Here is a 14,237-nt window from a genome sequence, read left to right as displayed (position 1 = left end):
TTCTGGGTATCCGGAATCAGTGGGCACAAGGCACAAAGGCATGTCGTCCCTATAAAACGAATGCAGACCGGAAAAATTAGCGTTTGAGAATAGAGGTCAGGAAAGAGGGAAATCCGTGGCTGTAGGAGCTGGCGTAGCCTGCGATCTTTTGATCTTGATCTTGATCTTGATCTTGATCTTGATCTTTCGCTTGAGACCTAAACTGTCCGGGACAAGATCGCAGCCTCGTTACACTCGTCAGCTCCTACACGCGGCGCAACCCAGCGGGAGCAAGCTCCCTCGCCACAAAAGCAGATTGTTTGTGAATCAGTGCATCAGGCGCTGATTGCCAACCCATGCCGCCGATGATGCACGCTCAACTGATCCTTTATCAGCCTTAGCACCCGCGCCTCGTGCTCATGGATAAAGAAGTGACCGCCGGCCAGCATGTCCACCGAAAAGCTGCCGGAGGTTTCCCGGCTCCAGCCGATCAGCTGCTCGGTACTGGCCTTGTCAGTAGTGCCACCGAGTACGTGCACCGGGCATTTGAGCGGCGCTCGGGTTCGCGGCTCGAAGCGCCCGCACAGCAGAAAATCGGCCCGCAGCACAGGCAAGGTCAGGGCCATCAGTTCTTCATTGGCCAGTATTTCTTCGCTGGTGCCATTGAGGGTGCGCAGTTGCTCGATCAATTCGGCATCGGTTTTCGGCGTGGCAAAACCGCGGTCGTAATCAGCGCGCATCGTCGGCGCCGCGGTGCCCGAGGCGAACAGCGCTACCGGTTCCGGGCAACCTAATTCGCGTAAGGCATGGGCGATTTCACAGGCCAGCAGCGCGCCCAGGCTGTGGCCGAACAACGCATAAGGGGTCTGGAGAGTGGGGCGCAGTTCGCGGGCCAATTGCATCGCCAACGGGCCCATGTCGGTGTGCAGCGGCTCGCCGAAACGCGCCCCGCGGCCCGGCAACTCCACCGGTTGCACGTGCAACCATTGCGGCAATTTGCGCCGCCAGCGGCTGTAAACCATCGCGCTGGCGCCGGAATACGGCAGGCACAGCAGGGTCAGTTGGGTCACTGCGGTTTTCTCCGATCGGTCGTGTATGAAAGATAACGAAGTGGCAACACGGCGAATTAGTCAGCGTCGCGGGATGGCCCCCATGCTTTCACAGGCGCCCCTATACTGGCGAGCATCTCGGTCAGATCCACTCCACAGGAGAGCACCATGAGCTGGTCCGCCAAGCAATACGTCACGTTTGAACAGGAACGCACCCGCCCGGCCCGCGACCTGCTGGCCGCCATCCCGCCGGGGCAGGCGCGCTCGGTGATCGACCTGGGGTGCGGCCCCGGCAATTCCACAGAATTATTGGTGGAGCACTTTCCCGGGGCCACGGTGCGCGGCCTGGACAGCTCCAGCGACATGATACAGGCCGCCCGCCAGCGCCTGCCCGAAGTGGCATTCGACACCGCGGACATCGGCCAATGGGACGAACCCGGCCCCTTTGATGTGATCTTCGCCAACGCGGTGCTGCAATGGCTGCCCGACCACGCCACCCTGCTGCCGTCACTGGTGAACAAACTGGCCGAGGGTGGCAGCCTGGCGATCCAGATGCCCGACACGCTGCACCAGCCGTCCCACCGTTTGATGCGAGAAATCGCCGCCAACGGCCCCTGGGCCAGGCAACTGGCCGGAGCAGCCGATACGCGCACGGAAGTGGCCGATGCCAGCCAGTACTATTCGATCCTCAAGCCCCATTGCACGCGCGTCGATGTGTGGCGCACCACCTACCATCACCCGCTGGCCAGAGGCGCCGCTGGCGTGGTGGAGTGGTTCAAGGGCAGCGGCTTGCGGCCGTTTCTCGAGCCGCTGGATGAGGTGCAACGCGGGCAGTACCTGGAGCAGTACCGCAACGCCGTCGAACAGGCTTATCCAGCCCTGGACGATGGAACGGTCCTGCTGCCATTTCCTCGTGTGTTCATGGTCGCAACCCGCTAGGAGGGTTAAATTTCCGGTTCCGGCCCTCGTTACCTGCTCAGACTAAAACCCACAAGAGTGACCGCCGTGGACCTGCAAACCATCCTGGGCAAACTGTTCGCCAACGCCGGCGCCGTTGGTATCGAAGGTGTTTTCCAATTCGTGTTCGGCCCCCAGCAGGCGTACTGGTCCGAGGTCAAGACCAGCAGCCGCACCCAAGCCGGTCGCCACAGCAGCCCCGACGTGACCATCGAAGTGGCGGAAAAAGACTTTCTCGGGATCATGGCCGGTATGGCCAATGTCGAGGAGCTGTTCGCCAGCGGACGCCTGAAGATCGGCGGCAACATGGGTCTGGCGACATTGTTGCCGCAGATCATCGAGCATGCCCGCCATGGCGGCGGCGCGGTGGAAAAGGTCGACATGAACAAGCGCTACCCCACCCCGCCGCGCTTCAGCGAAAAGCTCACCGCCAGCCTGCCGACCCAACGCAGCGTGGAACGTCGGCCGCGCAGCGAGCTGTCGGTGCAGGAGTTTCGCGCGCGCTACCTGCCTCACGGCATTCCGGTGGTGATCAGCGATGCCTTGCAGGACTGGCCGTTGTTCAAGCTCAGTCGCGAAGAATCCCTGGTGCATTTTGCCGAGCTACAAGGCATCACCCGCCACGGCGACTACGTGAAGAAAACCTTCTCCACCGAGCGGGATTTTCGCTCAACGTCCATGGCCGATTTCATTGCTTCCCTGGACAGCCCGGCGATCAAGGGCGCCGATGGCGAACCGCCGGCCTACATGGGCAACAACATTCTGCCGGCGCAGTTGATGGAGCAGATCAAATACCCGGCCTACTTCGACCCGTCGCTGTTCATCCCCCCGCGCATCTGGATCGGCCCCAAAGGCACCCTGACGCCACTGCACCGCGACGACACCGACAACCTGTTCGCCCAGGTCTGGGGCCAGAAAACCTTCACCCTTGCTGCGCCCCATCACCGCGAAGCCCTTGGCACTTGGTCCACAGCGCCCCAAGGCGGGCTGGACGGTTGCGACTTCAACCCTGACGCGCCGGATTACCAGCGCTTCCCCCGCGCCCGTGATGTGACCTTCCTGCGGGTGACGTTGGAGGCCGGGGATCTACTGTTCCTGCCCGAAGGCTGGTTCCATCAGGTGGAGTCGGTGTCCACTTCGTTGTCGGTGAATTTCTGGGTGAATTCGGGGCGGGGTTGGTGACGTTCGGGTGAGAGCGCATGCTCCCGCCGGGCTGTGTAGGAGCTGGCGAAGCCTGCGATCTTTTGATCTTTCACATGAAATCCAAGTGCCTGGGGAAAAGATCGCAGCCTCGCTTCGCTCGGCAGCTCCTACAGGTCCTACAGGCGCTTGCTCCCTTGGCGTCCGGCAGCGGTTGAAATGTGAAGACTGTTTTACCTAAATGAACTCCACGCACCTCATACCAGTCAGCAGGTAAGGCCCTCCATTCAAGGTGCTAGACCATGCAGATATCCCTCGCCCGACAGGTTGCCCTGGTCACCGGCGCCAGTTCCGGCATTGGTGCGGGCTCGGCCAGGGCATTGGCGGCGGCCGGTGCCGCCGTGGTGCTCAACTACCACTCCAGCGCCGGCCCGGCCGAAGAACTAGCCCGCGAGATCAACGACAACGGCGGCCAGGCCATCGCTATCGGTGCCGATGTATCGAAAGAGCAAGACGTCGAACGGTTGTTCGCCCAGACCCTGGATGCGTTTGGCACGCTGGACATTCTGGTGGCCAACTCTGGCCTGCAAAAAGACGCCGCCGCCGTCGACATGAGCCTGGAGGATTGGAACACCGTGATCGGCGTCAACCTGACCGGTCAGTTCCTCTGCGCGCGCGCTGCACTGCGGATTTTCGAACGTCAGGGCATTCGCCAGGGCGTGTCCCGGGCTGCGGGCAAAATCATTCACATGAGCTCGGTGCATCAGCGTATTCCTTGGGCGGGTCACGTCAATTACGCCGCGTCCAAGGGTGGCGTCGATCTGCTGATGCAGAGTCTGGCCCAGGAAACCAGCCACCAACGCATCCGCATCAACAGCATCGCGCCCGGCGCGATCCGCACGGCCATCAACCGCGAGGTGACCGAAGGCGAACAGGAGCAGAAATTGCTGGAGCTGATTCCTTACGGGCGTGTCGGCGATGTGGAGGATGTCGCCAACGCGGTGGTCTGGCTGGCGTCGGACTTGTCCGATTATGTCGTGGGCACCACATTGTTCATCGATGGCGGGATGAGCCTTTATCCGGGGTTTCGCGGCAATGGCTAACGATCACGAACCACAAAGCCCTATCGAGAACCACGGCATCATCGGCGACATGCGCAGTGCTGCGCTGGTGAATGACCGAGGCAGCGTCGACTTTTTCTGCTGGCCGGAATTCGACAGCCCATCGATTTTCTGCTCGCTGCTGGACACCCCCGAAGCGGGCATCTTCCAGCTCGCCCCGGACCTGCCCCACGCCCGTCGCCAGCAGATCTACCTGCCTGATACCAACGTGCTGCAAACCCGCTGGCTGAGTGACGGTGCGGTGGTGGAGATCACCGACATGCTACCCATCAGCGACAGCGAGGATGATTTGCCGGTGCTGATGCGCAAAGTGCACATGACCGTCGGCCGAGCGACCTTTCGCATGCGCTGCGCGGTGCGCCACGACTATGCGCGAGCAGCGACCACTGCGCGCCGGGACGGTGATCACGTCCTCTTCGAAGCCGCGCAACAACCGACCCTGCGCTTGTGTTCCGATCAGGCCATGACGCTGAGCGGCAACGCGGCGCAGGCCGAGTTCACCCTGGAAGAGGGCCAGACTGCCGAGTTCCTGTTGGGCGGTATCGACGACCCACGACTTCAGGATGACGTCAGCGCCCTCTGCCTGGAACGAACCCTGGCGTTCTGGCGCGGCTGGATTGGCCAATCGAATTATCGCGGGCGCTGGCGCGAGGTGGTCAACCGCTCCGCCCTGGCGCTGAAACTGCTGACCTCGCGCAAACACGGCGCCATCCTCGCCGCCGCGACCTTCGGCCTGCCGGAAACCCGTGGCGGCGAGCGCAACTGGGATTACCGCTACACCTGGATCCGCGACGCGTCCTTCACCGTTTACGCGTTCATGCGCCTGGGCTTCGTTGAAGAAGCCAACGCCTACATGCGTTTTCTGCGGGGCCGGGTCAGTGACTGCTGCGACCAGCCGACCAAACTCAACATTCTGTACGGCCTGGATGGCAGGCAGGAGCTGCCGGAAACCGAGTTGCCGCACCTGAGCGGCTTCGGCAATGCACAGCCGGTGCGCATCGGTAACCTAGCCTACAAACAGGTGCAACTGGACATCTTTGGCGAGCTGATGGATGCGGTGTACCTGGTCAACAAGTACGGCGAAGCCATTTCCCATCAAGGCTGGAAGCACACCGTCAACGTGGTCGATCAAGTGTGCGAAATCTGGCAGGACAAGGACGTGGGCATCTGGGAAATGCGCGGCGACAAGCAACACTTCCTGCATTCGCGCCTGATGTGCTGGGTCGCCGTCGACCGTGCCATCCGCCTGGCCGAAAAACGCTCCCTGCCCGCCCCGTTCGCGCGCTGGGACCAAACCCGACAGGCCATCTACGAAGACATATGGGCAAATTTCTGGGACGAGGAACGGCAGCATTTCATCCAGCGCCTGGGCAGCACCGCCCTCGACGGTTCGATGTTGCTGATGCCACTTGTGCGCTTCGTCAGCGCCCGCGACCCGCGCTGGCTTTCGACCCTCGATGCCATTGAAAAAGACCTGGTGCGCGATGGCATGGTGTACCGCTACCGCAACGACGACAGCCCCATCGACGGGCTTAGCGGCACCGAGGGTTCGTTCGTCGCGTGCTCGTTCTGGTACGTCGAATGCCTGGCACGCGCCGGCCGCGTGGAAAAAGCCCAGCTGGAGTTCGAGCAGTTGCTGCGCTACGCCAATCCACTAGGCTTATATGCCGAAGAGTTCGACAGCCACGGCTACCACCTGGGCAACACCCCCCAAGCGTTGAGCCATCTGGCACTGATCAGCGCCGCCAGTTTTCTGGACCGAAAATTGAGTGGGGACAAAACCCATTGGCAGCCGTGAGTTGTGCGTGTGAATGAAAATAAATCTTTTGTGGCGAGGGAGCTTGCTCCCGCTCGACTGCGCAGCAGGCGCAAAGTCTCCATGACACAAGGGGGTCGCTTCGCAACCCAGCGGGAGCAAGCTCCCTCGCCACAGAGAACAGGTGCAATGACTACCGCGTAGGCTCAGCCAATTCGATGTCATCCAACGCACGATCGGCCAGCAACGTCCCCAGCTCAATCAACTGCTGAATCCCCAGCGCCACATGCCGCCGGGAGCCTTCCAGCTCGAATGCCAGGTCACTGACCATGGCGTTGGCCGAAGCCAGGGTTTCGCTGAGGCTGGTCAACACGGATTCGGTGTTGAGGCCTGGGACCACTGAAAATACCTGGCCATGCTGGGTATCGGGTTGGGTTGGGGTCAGGGGAGACAAGTGGATATTCAGCGCCCGGTCGGCGGCTTCGCGGAGCTTTTTTGTGTCGAGGGTGGTGTAGGCGGACAGGTTTTCGGCTTTTGGGGGGTTGGGGGTGATCTTGACCATGACGTGAAGCTCCATTCAAAAGAGGGAGTTCGCCCTTTCCGCGACCAAGCAGGAGGGTGGCGAACTGTACGCAGGTTGGTCGACCAGGGAATGGAAACCCGGCAGGGCCCGAAGCCCTCCCACGCACAGCCAGCCATAAAACAGCTTGCCGCTCACGCGGCACCGTGCGCCATTCTAAACCCGGGCGACCAAACCCGGTCGCTGATTTTGCAGCGACCGGCAAAGCCTAGCCCCGCCGCTTCCGAACCGACAACCGCCACGACTCGTCAGAAAATTCCGGCTCACCTGTTTTTTTGTAGGAACACAGCCCGTGGCGAGGGAGCTTGCTCCCGCTCGACTGCGCAGCAGGCGCAAAAAACCTGGGGGTCGCTTCGCAACCCAGCGGGAGCAAGCTCCCTCGCCACAAGAGCGTTGTCAACTTACGCCCGCCATTTATCGCCACGCCCCGCTACAGGTTGCCAGCCCCGCAAACCCCTCCTAAGATCGATGCACTCACGGGTGCAGCGGAGCTGCCCGATAAAACCCGATTCAAGGATCTGACATGACCCATGTAAAACGCTCTATCACCACCCCGCCCCGAACAGGCCTGACCCGGGAAGACCTCTGGGAAGGCCAGGACAAGGGCCTGATCAAGTGCTGGGAAATCGGCCGCGACCGGGCGCTGAAGTTTCCCGAGCTGGCGCAGCGTTGCCTGGCCGGTGAGTTGCCGGTGCTCGGCTGGAAAGGCGGTGTCAGCCGCAGCCTGAAGAAAAACGAAAAGTTCGGCTGCCTCAAGTACCTCGCCCAATGGCAGGGCCTGCGCGGTGAAGATTTGGACATCGACCTGTCCCAGGACCGCACCCTGACCTGCTCCAGCACGAACATGATCGTGACCTTCACGCCGGATCGGAGCAAATACGTGAATCAGGAACCCGCATAACCTCAACCGGGCGCCGCCGGAGGTCGACATGAAGCAGGAACCGAAGGTCAGTTTTGCGGTGACGCCGCTGTTGCGCATCGCCTACGAAGAGCATGGCCCCGCCAACGGCGAGCCGGTCATCCTGCTGCATGGGTTCCCTTACGACCCCAGGGCCTTTGATGACGTCGCACCGGCCCTCGCCCAGCGCGGCTATTGGGTTATCGTGCCGTACCTGCGCGGCTACGGCCCGACCCGGTTCAATAACCCGAGCATCCTGCGCTCCGGCCAGCAAGCGGCGCTGGCCCAGGATCTGCTGGACCTGATGCAGGCACTCGCCATCCCCCAAGCAGCGTTATGCGGCTACGACTGGGGCGGGCGGGCCGCGTGTATCGTGGCGGCGCTGTGGCCCGAACGGGTTCGCTGCCTGGTGACTGGGGATGGCTACAACTTGCAGGACATTCCCCGATCGACTCAGCCACTGGCCCCTGAGACCGAGCACAGATTGTGGTACCAGTATTACTTCCACACCGCACGGGGCGTCGAGGGCCTGACCCAGAACCGGCGCGAACTGTGCCAGTTGCTCTGGCGCCTGTGGTCACCGACCTGGACGCGCGGCGCAGCGCTGTATCCACTCAGCGCCCCGTCCTTCGACAACCCGGATTTCGTCGAGGTTGTGATTCATTCCTACCGCCATCGCTTCATGTACGCACCGGGCGACCCGACGCTGGAGTGGATGGAGGAACGACTGACCGCGCAACCGACCATCAGCGTGCCGAGTATTTCCCTGTGCGGTGCCGATGACGGCGTCGGACCTGCGCCTGAACACGACGAAGACGCCGAGCATTTCAGCGGTTTTTACCAGCGTCGAGTGCTGGCCGGCGTTGGCCACAACATTCCCCAGGAAGCCCCCCAGGCCACGCTCAGGGCATTGCTGGATCTGCTTGAAGGCTGACCGCGAAACGCTCACGATACGCCTGAGGCGTCACGCCCATGGCCCGCAGGAAGCTGCGGCGCAGGGTTTCTTCGCTGCCAAAGCCGCACTGCACCGCGACCCGCTTGATCGGCAGTGCAGTGTCGGCCAGCAGCCGGCGGGCGGTCTCCACGCGAATCAGCTCCACCGCCCGCGCCGGCGTCTGACCGGTGTCGGCGCGGTAGTGGCGCACGAAACTGCGCTCGCTCATCCCCGCCTCGGCCGCCAGATTCGGCAAGCCCAGGTCCTGGGTGAGGTTTTCCGCAATCCAGGCGTGCAGATCGTCAAAACGACTGCCCTGATTCTGCAGTGACAAGGTCACGCTGAACTGCGATTGACCGCCCGGACGCTTGAGGAACACCACCAGTTGCCGGGCGACTTCCAGGGCGATGGGGCGACCCAAATCGTCCTCCACCAGGGCCAACGCCAGGTCGATGCCGGCCGTAACGCCCGCCGAAGTCCAGACCGGGCCGTCGTTGATAAAAATCGGGTTGGGTTCGACCCGCAGTTGCGGATGCTGCCTGGCCAGTAGTTCACAACGGGTCCAGTGTGTGACCACTCGGCGTCCGTCCAGCCAACCGCTGGCGGCCAGCAGAAACGCCCCGGTGCACACCGACGCCACCCGGCGCGAACGCAGGCCATGATCCTTGACCCAGGCCACCAGCGCCGTGTCCTGCGCCGCCTCGTACACCCCCCAACCGCCGGCGATGAGCAATGTGTCGCTGCCCTCGCTCGGCAGCGGCTCGGCCAGCAGCGCCAGCCCCGCCGACGACATCACCGCCCCGCCACCGGCAGCAATCACGGTCGGGGCGTAAGGCAACGGCAAACCTTGCTGGCGTGCCAGGTCGTTGGCCGAAGCAAAGACCTGCAAAGGCCCGGTAACGTCCAGCACCTGCACGTTGGCAAAGGCCAGCACATGAACGGTTTTCGGGGGATTTGGCATATTGGCGTAATTCGTGGGCTTATTGGCGTATACGCCAGAGCCTACGGGCCTAAAGTTAAACCGTCCACCCCTCAGGTATCACTTCAGGAGAAAACGCCATGGCGTTGCAGATCGGTTTTCTGTTATTTCCCCAGGTTCAACAACTGGACCTCACCGGTCCTTATGACGTGCTCGCCTCGCTGCCCGACGTGAAGGTGCATCTGATCTGGAAAGACCTGGCCCCCGTCACCGCCAGCACCGGGCTGGTACTTCTACCGACCACCACATTCGAGAATTGCCCCAAGCTCGACGTGATCTGCATCCCAGGCGGCAGCGGCGTCGGGCCCTTGATGGAAGATGAGCAGACCTTGGCGTTCATCAAGCAACAGGCGGCCCACGCGCAGTACATCACCTCGGTGTGCACCGGTTCGCTGGTGCTGGGTGCGGCGGGCCTATTGCGGGGTAAACGGGCCACCACCCATTGGGCCTATCACAGTCTGCTGCAAACTCTGGGCGCCACACCGGTCAAGGACCGCGTGGTACGCGACGGCAACTTGTTCACCGGGGGTGGCATCACCGCCGGGATCGATTTTGCCTTGACCCTGGCGGCCGAACTGTTCGACCAGGACACCGCCGAGCTGGTCCAGCTACAGCTTGAATACGCCCCGGCCCCGCCATTCAGCGCCGGCTGCCCGGACACTGCGCCGTCCCAAGTGCTGGCAGAAGCCAACCGACGCGCAGCAGAGTCGTTTCGAGTGCGCTCGCAGATTACTCAACGAGCAGCGGCGCGATTGACACTGCAATAACGATTCAAGTCAGAACGGGCTGGCCGTTGGGCGCACCACCAGTTCGCTGACGTCCACATCGTCCGGCTGTTCAATAGCGTAGGCAATCGCCCGGGCAATCGCCTCGGCGGGAATGGCGATCCGGCGAAACTCGCGCATCTCGGCGCGCCCGCCTTCATCGGAAATGCTTTCGGCCAACTCCGACTCGGTTACGCCAGGGGAAATCACCGTCACTCGCACGTCACCGCCGACCTCCTGGCGCAAACCCTCGGAAATCGCCCGCACAGCGAACTTGGTGGCGCAGTACACCGCCGCCGTCGGGCTGACCGTGTAGGCACCAATAGAAGCGATGTTGATGAACTGGCCACTGCGCTGGCGTTGCATCAAGGGCAAACCGGCGGCGATACCGTGGAGTACGCCACGAATGTTGACGTCAATCATGCGGTCCCATTCATCAACTTTCAGCGCCTCGAGTTTGGAGAGCGGCATGACCCCGGCGTTGTTGACGATCACATCGACCTTGCCGAATCGCTCGACAGCGAAGTCGATCAGGCTCTGGACATCATCACGGCGCGTCACGTCCACGGCTTTGCAAGCAGCCTGCTGGCCGTCGGCTTCAAGTTCCTGCACCAGCGCCTGCAAGCGATCGACGCGTCGTGCACCCAGCACCACTCGCGCGCCCCGGGCAGCCAGCAACCGTGCTGCGGCTTCGCCAATACCGCTGCTGGCGCCGGTGATAACCACAACTTTGTTTTGAATAGTGGACATGATGGTTTCCTCGTCTGGATGTATTGCCCCCCGGTGGGAGCGTTTTGACAGGTCCAGATTAGGGAGCAGATCCGTGTCTGGGTTAGCCGGATCCTCCTGCGCCCTTGCACGATCCTGTAGCGATAAAACCGCCTCTGGTCGCCGGGCGCACAATCGGCTTTACTAGCGCGGTCCACCCATTTGGCCAGGGAGATAGATCGGCATGTCGGTATCCACGTCCATACACATTGCGCCCGACGACGGCGCCAACCAGCGCCGCACCGAACTGGCGGAACTGATGAAGCGCTTCGCCCCGGAATTCGGCGTTCATCCCACGGCCATCGAGGCCTTGCACCTGATCCGTAGCGACCAGCCCACAGAGGCCCTGCACACGATCCACAAGCCCGGTTTGTGCGTGATCGTCCAGGGGCGCAAAGAGGTTCGGCTGGCGGATGAATGCTACGTCTATGATTCGCTCAACTACCTGGTGGTATCGGTCACCCTGCCGCTGGCGGGTCAGGTGATCGAAGCCAGCCCCGAGCACCCCTACCTGTGCATTCGTCTGGATATCGACCCGGCGCAGATCTGCCGTCTGATCGCCGACGCCAGCCCCATTGGAGTACCGGCCCAGCGGACCGGTCGCGGATTATTCCTGGATCGCATCGATGCGCCGCTGCTCGATGCAGTGTTGCGTTTGCTGCGGCTGTTGGAGAGTCCGGACGATATCGCCACACTCGCGCCCTTGGCCCAACAGGAAATTTTCTACCGCCTGCTACGGGGTGCCCAGGGCCAGCGCTTGCACGAAATTGCTATCCCCGACACGCAAACCCACCGTATCAGTCGCGCAATTGAGTGGCTCAACAGCCATTATGCCGAGCCGCTGAGCATCGATAGCCTGGCACAAATGATCAATCTCAGCCCTTCGGCACTGCATCATCGCTTCAAAGCTGTGACTGCCATGAGCCCGCTGCAATACCAGAAACAGCTGCGCCTGCAGGAAGCCCGACGGCTGTTGCTGGCGGAGAATAGCGACGTTTCGTCAATCGGCTACAAAATGGGGTATGAAAGCCCCTCGCAGTTCAGCCGCGAATACAGCCGTCTATTCGGGGCCTCGCCGAGCAAGGACATCGCCCGGCTACGTGCCGAGGCCTTGCAGGTGAGTCGCGCCTGATCCTGCACACAAACAGGATCAGGCAAACCGAGGGCAGTATCCGTCTAACGGCGTCCCCCTCCTCGCCCCTACTCTGAACCCATGCAGCAAGACTACCGTCCGGGCTGCAACGGGTTCAGCAGATCGCGACATCTGAACGACCCGGCACTCAACCCCTTTGATATGACCGGAGTCATCGCCATGAAAACTTTCAGCTCCTTGATCGCCGTTACCACCTTCGTCCTGAGCGTCAGTGCCTTTGCCCTGCCGAGCCAGCAGCAGGACCGTTTCTTTACGCAAACGCTCGGATATCAGCAGCCTGTGGCCGCTGATGGTTCGGACCGCACACCTGGGCAGGCCCTTGCCGCTGATGGTTCGGACCGTACACCTGGGCAGGCCCTTGCCGCTGATGGTTCGGACCGTACACCTGGGCAGGCCCTTGCCGCTGATGGTTCGGACCGTACACCTGGGCAGGCCCTTGCTGCTGATGGTTCGGACCGTACACCTGGGCAGGCCCTTGCTGCTGATGGCTCGGACCGTACTATGGCGCAACGCCTGGCTTGATAGGTCGGCTTTTCTGCAGACGAAAAAAAACCCGCCGAGGCGGGTTTTTCCAAGACCATCACGACTCCCTGTCGATAGCCATCCTTGCAAGGTCGATCGTCCCTGATCCTGAAGCACTCCCTGTGCTTCAGTGGTTGAGTACAGATTACGCATCGGATCCAAAACGCAACAGACGATATAGCAACCATAGCGTGTAAGACATTCGCTATAGCCGCCCTTCCGTAAACCCTTAGAGTGCTCAAACACTGAAGATCAGGCCTTGGCCAGGAATGCTTCGATATTGACCATCTGCTCGTCCCAACCACGGCTGTCCATACGAAAAGCCTTAAGCCGACGCGCCTGCGGGATACCGTTAAAGCCCGACTCCACCACTTTGAGCAAGGTGCCGCCATCCATGTCTTCAAGTTCGAACTGAACCCTCGTTTCGGGTTCCTGAGAGTAGTCCACCTGCGGTTCAATGGCGTACGGATGCCAGCGAAACGAAAAAACCCGCTCCGGCTCGACTCGCTCCACCGCAACGTCCCAGATGAGGTGTTCATAGCCTGGATAGGTGATCTGCCCCTGGGTACGCTCGCCCGCGACAAATCGTCTACCCTCAAGCGCGACGCCGAACCATTGACCGAAGGCTTCAGCATTGGCCAAGGCCCGCCAAACCTGCGAGCGCGGCGCCTTGAGCAGAATTTTTCTTTCGATGCGATCAGATGAATGCATGAGTCACCTCCTGTGTTCAACACTAGGCCTGTAAGACCACGAGGCCAACCAGAAAGTTGTATCGAACCCGCGTTTGGGTACACTCCTTCGGCATTTGTAACCCCATCAGGGAGAGATCGACCATGTCCTCACGCTTGTTCCTAGGACTGACGCCGCTGCTTTTTGTCAGCGTCGTTCAAGCCAATGACTGCGCCAATGCTACCACCCAGGGAGCGATGAACCAGTGCGCAGCCCAAGAGTACGAAGCCGCTGACAACGAGCTGAACCAGCTGTACAAGCAGATCACTGCACGCCTGAAAGATGACCCGCAGGCCAAGCAGCTACTGGTCAAGGCACAGCGAGCCTGGATCAGCTTCCGTGACGCCGAATGCAATTTTTCTGCGTCCGGAGTCGAGGGGGGGAGCGTCTACCCGCTGGTCCACAGCAATTGCACCACAGCCGTAACCAAGGCCCGGGTCGAGACGTTCAAGACCTACCTCAAGTGCGAAGAAGGCGATCTGAGCTGCCCGGTCCCTGGGGCTTAACTGCCGGATGCAAAAAAGGATGACCTGAAGAGGTCATCCTTTTTTTTCGGCACAAAAACAAAACCCCTACCTGCATCAGCAGATAGGGGTTTCGGAATTTAATCTTGACGATGACCTACTCTCACATGGGGAAACCCCACACTACCATCGGCGATGCATCGTTTCACTGCTGAGTTCGGGATGGGATCAGGTGGTTCCAATGCTCTATGGTCGTCAAGAAATTCGGTAGCCGGTGCGTGCCTTGCGGTCACGTTCCAGCGAATGGGTATGCGATAGGTTTGTGTGTTGTGCGAACTTTCGGTTCATAGCGTCTTCACACACCGCAATCTGGTGCCCTGTGTATCGGGTCAGCAAATTGCTTGGGTGTTATATGGTCAAGCCTCACGGGCAATTAGTATGGGT

15 protein-coding genes and 1 rRNA gene are annotated in these 14,237 nt (G+C 61.2%); 10 read left to right on the top strand and 6 right to left on the bottom strand.

All coding sequences use genetic code 11. The annotated features are described in order from the left end of the window. Positions 1–314 precede the first annotated feature (314 nt). Entirely contained in the window at positions 315–1,049 is a 735-nt protein-coding gene (locus BMY45_RS26145; RefSeq protein WP_092403168.1) for a thioesterase II family protein, read from the bottom strand. 147 nt (positions 1,050–1,196) lie between these two features. Between BMY45_RS26145 and tam the strand changes: the two genes are divergently transcribed. The 4 genes from tam to BMY45_RS26125 all read left to right on the top strand — a co-directional run bounded on the left by tam (position 1,197) and on the right by BMY45_RS26125 (position 6,044). Beyond that, complete coding sequence (gene tam / locus BMY45_RS26140) at positions 1,197–1,967, top strand: trans-aconitate 2-methyltransferase (RefSeq protein WP_092403166.1); 771 nt, start codon at positions 1,197–1,199, stop codon at positions 1,965–1,967. Positions 1,968–2,033: 66 nt separating this feature from the next. Further along, the gene (locus tag BMY45_RS26135; RefSeq protein WP_092403164.1) at positions 2,034–3,167 is read left to right on the top strand and encodes a cupin-like domain-containing protein; all 1,134 of its coding nucleotides are present in this window, start codon (positions 2,034–2,036) and stop codon (positions 3,165–3,167) included. A 260-nt stretch (positions 3,168–3,427) separates the two neighbouring features. Then, positions 3,428–4,228 carry a glucose 1-dehydrogenase gene (locus BMY45_RS26130; RefSeq protein WP_092403162.1) on the top strand — a complete coding sequence of 267 codons (801 nt, stop codon included), beginning with the start codon at positions 3,428–3,430 and terminating at the stop codon, positions 4,226–4,228. After that, positions 4,221–6,044, top strand: coding sequence for a glycoside hydrolase family 15 protein (locus tag BMY45_RS26125; protein ID WP_092403160.1), 1,824 nt, complete (start codon positions 4,221–4,223; stop codon positions 6,042–6,044). Before BMY45_RS26130 ends, BMY45_RS26125 begins: the two co-directional genes overlap by 8 nt. A gap of 151 nt (positions 6,045–6,195) precedes the next feature. Here the strand turns inward: BMY45_RS26125 and BMY45_RS26120 are convergent, their stop codons facing one another. Further along, entirely contained in the window at positions 6,196–6,564 is a 369-nt protein-coding gene (locus tag BMY45_RS26120) for a DUF6124 family protein (RefSeq protein WP_092403158.1), read from the bottom strand. A 541-nt stretch (positions 6,565–7,105) separates the two neighbouring features. Between BMY45_RS26120 and BMY45_RS26110 the strand changes: the two genes are divergently transcribed. Both BMY45_RS26110 and BMY45_RS26105 read left to right on the top strand, forming a co-directional pair. Then, complete coding sequence (locus tag BMY45_RS26110; RefSeq protein ID WP_092403154.1) at positions 7,106–7,483, top strand: hypothetical protein; 378 nt, start codon at positions 7,106–7,108, stop codon at positions 7,481–7,483. A 28-nt stretch (positions 7,484–7,511) separates the two neighbouring features. Then, a complete protein-coding gene (locus BMY45_RS26105) occupies positions 7,512–8,414 on the top strand; it encodes an alpha/beta fold hydrolase (protein WP_092403152.1) in 903 nt (300 codons plus the stop codon). Here the strand turns inward: BMY45_RS26105 and BMY45_RS26100 are convergent. Next, entirely contained in the window at positions 8,383–9,375 is a 993-nt protein-coding gene (locus tag BMY45_RS26100; protein WP_092403150.1) for a GlxA family transcriptional regulator, read from the bottom strand. The two genes, BMY45_RS26105 and BMY45_RS26100, sit on opposite strands and share 32 nt — an antisense overlap. Before the next feature lie 98 nt (positions 9,376–9,473). Between BMY45_RS26100 and inhA the strand changes: the two genes are divergently transcribed. Continuing rightward, a complete protein-coding gene (inhA, locus tag BMY45_RS26095; RefSeq protein ID WP_092403148.1) occupies positions 9,474–10,160 on the top strand; it encodes an isonitrile hydratase in 687 nt (228 codons plus the stop codon). Positions 10,161–10,169: 9 nt separating this feature from the next. On the opposite strand, the gene BMY45_RS26090 is transcribed toward inhA, so the two are convergent. After that, positions 10,170–10,907, bottom strand: coding sequence for an SDR family oxidoreductase (locus BMY45_RS26090; RefSeq protein WP_092403146.1), 738 nt, complete (start codon positions 10,905–10,907; stop codon positions 10,170–10,172). A gap of 202 nt (positions 10,908–11,109) precedes the next feature. Between BMY45_RS26090 and BMY45_RS26085 the strand changes: the two genes are divergently transcribed. Further along, positions 11,110–12,057, top strand: a complete 948-nt coding sequence (locus BMY45_RS26085) for an AraC family transcriptional regulator (RefSeq protein WP_092403144.1) — start codon at positions 11,110–11,112, stop codon at positions 12,055–12,057. Between the two features lie 162 nt (positions 12,058–12,219). After that, positions 12,220–12,600: a hypothetical protein gene (locus tag BMY45_RS26080; RefSeq protein ID WP_371913977.1), complete on the top strand. Its 381-nt coding sequence runs from the start codon at positions 12,220–12,222 to the stop codon at positions 12,598–12,600. A 252-nt stretch (positions 12,601–12,852) separates the two neighbouring features. On the opposite strand, the gene BMY45_RS26075 is transcribed toward BMY45_RS26080, so the two are convergent. Continuing rightward, on the bottom strand, positions 12,853–13,311 hold the full coding sequence (locus BMY45_RS26075) for an SRPBCC family protein (RefSeq protein ID WP_092403140.1): 459 nt from the start codon (positions 13,309–13,311) through the stop codon (positions 12,853–12,855). A 122-nt stretch (positions 13,312–13,433) separates the two neighbouring features. Between BMY45_RS26075 and BMY45_RS26070 the strand changes: the two genes are divergently transcribed. Beyond that, positions 13,434–13,835 carry a lysozyme inhibitor LprI family protein gene (locus BMY45_RS26070; RefSeq protein ID WP_092403138.1) on the top strand — a complete coding sequence of 134 codons (402 nt, stop codon included), beginning with the start codon at positions 13,434–13,436 and terminating at the stop codon, positions 13,833–13,835. Between the two features lie 102 nt (positions 13,836–13,937). Here BMY45_RS26070 and rrf read toward each other — a convergent pair. Further along, positions 13,938–14,053 (bottom strand): 5S ribosomal RNA (rrf, locus tag BMY45_RS26065). Positions 14,054–14,237 lie beyond the last annotated feature (184 nt).

The organism is Pseudomonas sp. NFACC39-1, assembly GCF_900110355.1.
Classification (GTDB): Bacteria; Pseudomonadota; Gammaproteobacteria; order Pseudomonadales; family Pseudomonadaceae; genus Aquipseudomonas; species Aquipseudomonas tehranensis.
This window is presented reverse-complemented; position numbering and strand designations above follow the sequence as displayed.

Bases quoted from the DNA above. Each gene is read 5' to 3' on its own strand.
- BMY45_RS26080 (WP_371913977.1), top strand. From the start codon at position 12,220: ATGACCGGAGTCATCGCCATGAAAACTTTCAGCTCCTTGATCGCCGTT.
- BMY45_RS26105 (WP_092403152.1), top strand. From the start codon at position 7,512: ATGAAGCAGGAACCGAAGGTCAGTTTTGCGGTGACGCCGCTGTTGCGC.
- BMY45_RS26130 (WP_092403162.1), top strand. From the start codon at position 3,428: ATGCAGATATCCCTCGCCCGACAGGTTGCCCTGGTCACCGGCGCCAGT.
- BMY45_RS26085 (WP_092403144.1), top strand. From the start codon at position 11,110: ATGTCGGTATCCACGTCCATACACATTGCGCCCGACGACGGCGCCAAC.
- tam (WP_092403166.1), top strand. From the start codon at position 1,197: ATGAGCTGGTCCGCCAAGCAATACGTCACGTTTGAACAGGAACGCACC.
- BMY45_RS26090 (WP_092403146.1), bottom strand. From the start codon at position 10,907: ATGTCCACTATTCAAAACAAAGTTGTGGTTATCACCGGCGCCAGCAGC.
- BMY45_RS26125 (WP_092403160.1), top strand. From the start codon at position 4,221: ATGGCTAACGATCACGAACCACAAAGCCCTATCGAGAACCACGGCATC.
- BMY45_RS26100 (WP_092403150.1), bottom strand. From the start codon at position 9,375: ATGCCAAATCCCCCGAAAACCGTTCATGTGCTGGCCTTTGCCAACGTG.
- BMY45_RS26075 (WP_092403140.1), bottom strand. From the start codon at position 13,311: ATGCATTCATCTGATCGCATCGAAAGAAAAATTCTGCTCAAGGCGCCG.
- BMY45_RS26070 (WP_092403138.1), top strand. From the start codon at position 13,434: ATGTCCTCACGCTTGTTCCTAGGACTGACGCCGCTGCTTTTTGTCAGC.
- BMY45_RS26110 (WP_092403154.1), top strand. From the start codon at position 7,106: ATGACCCATGTAAAACGCTCTATCACCACCCCGCCCCGAACAGGCCTG.
- inhA (WP_092403148.1), top strand. From the start codon at position 9,474: ATGGCGTTGCAGATCGGTTTTCTGTTATTTCCCCAGGTTCAACAACTG.
- BMY45_RS26120 (WP_092403158.1), bottom strand. From the start codon at position 6,564: ATGGTCAAGATCACCCCCAACCCCCCAAAAGCCGAAAACCTGTCCGCC.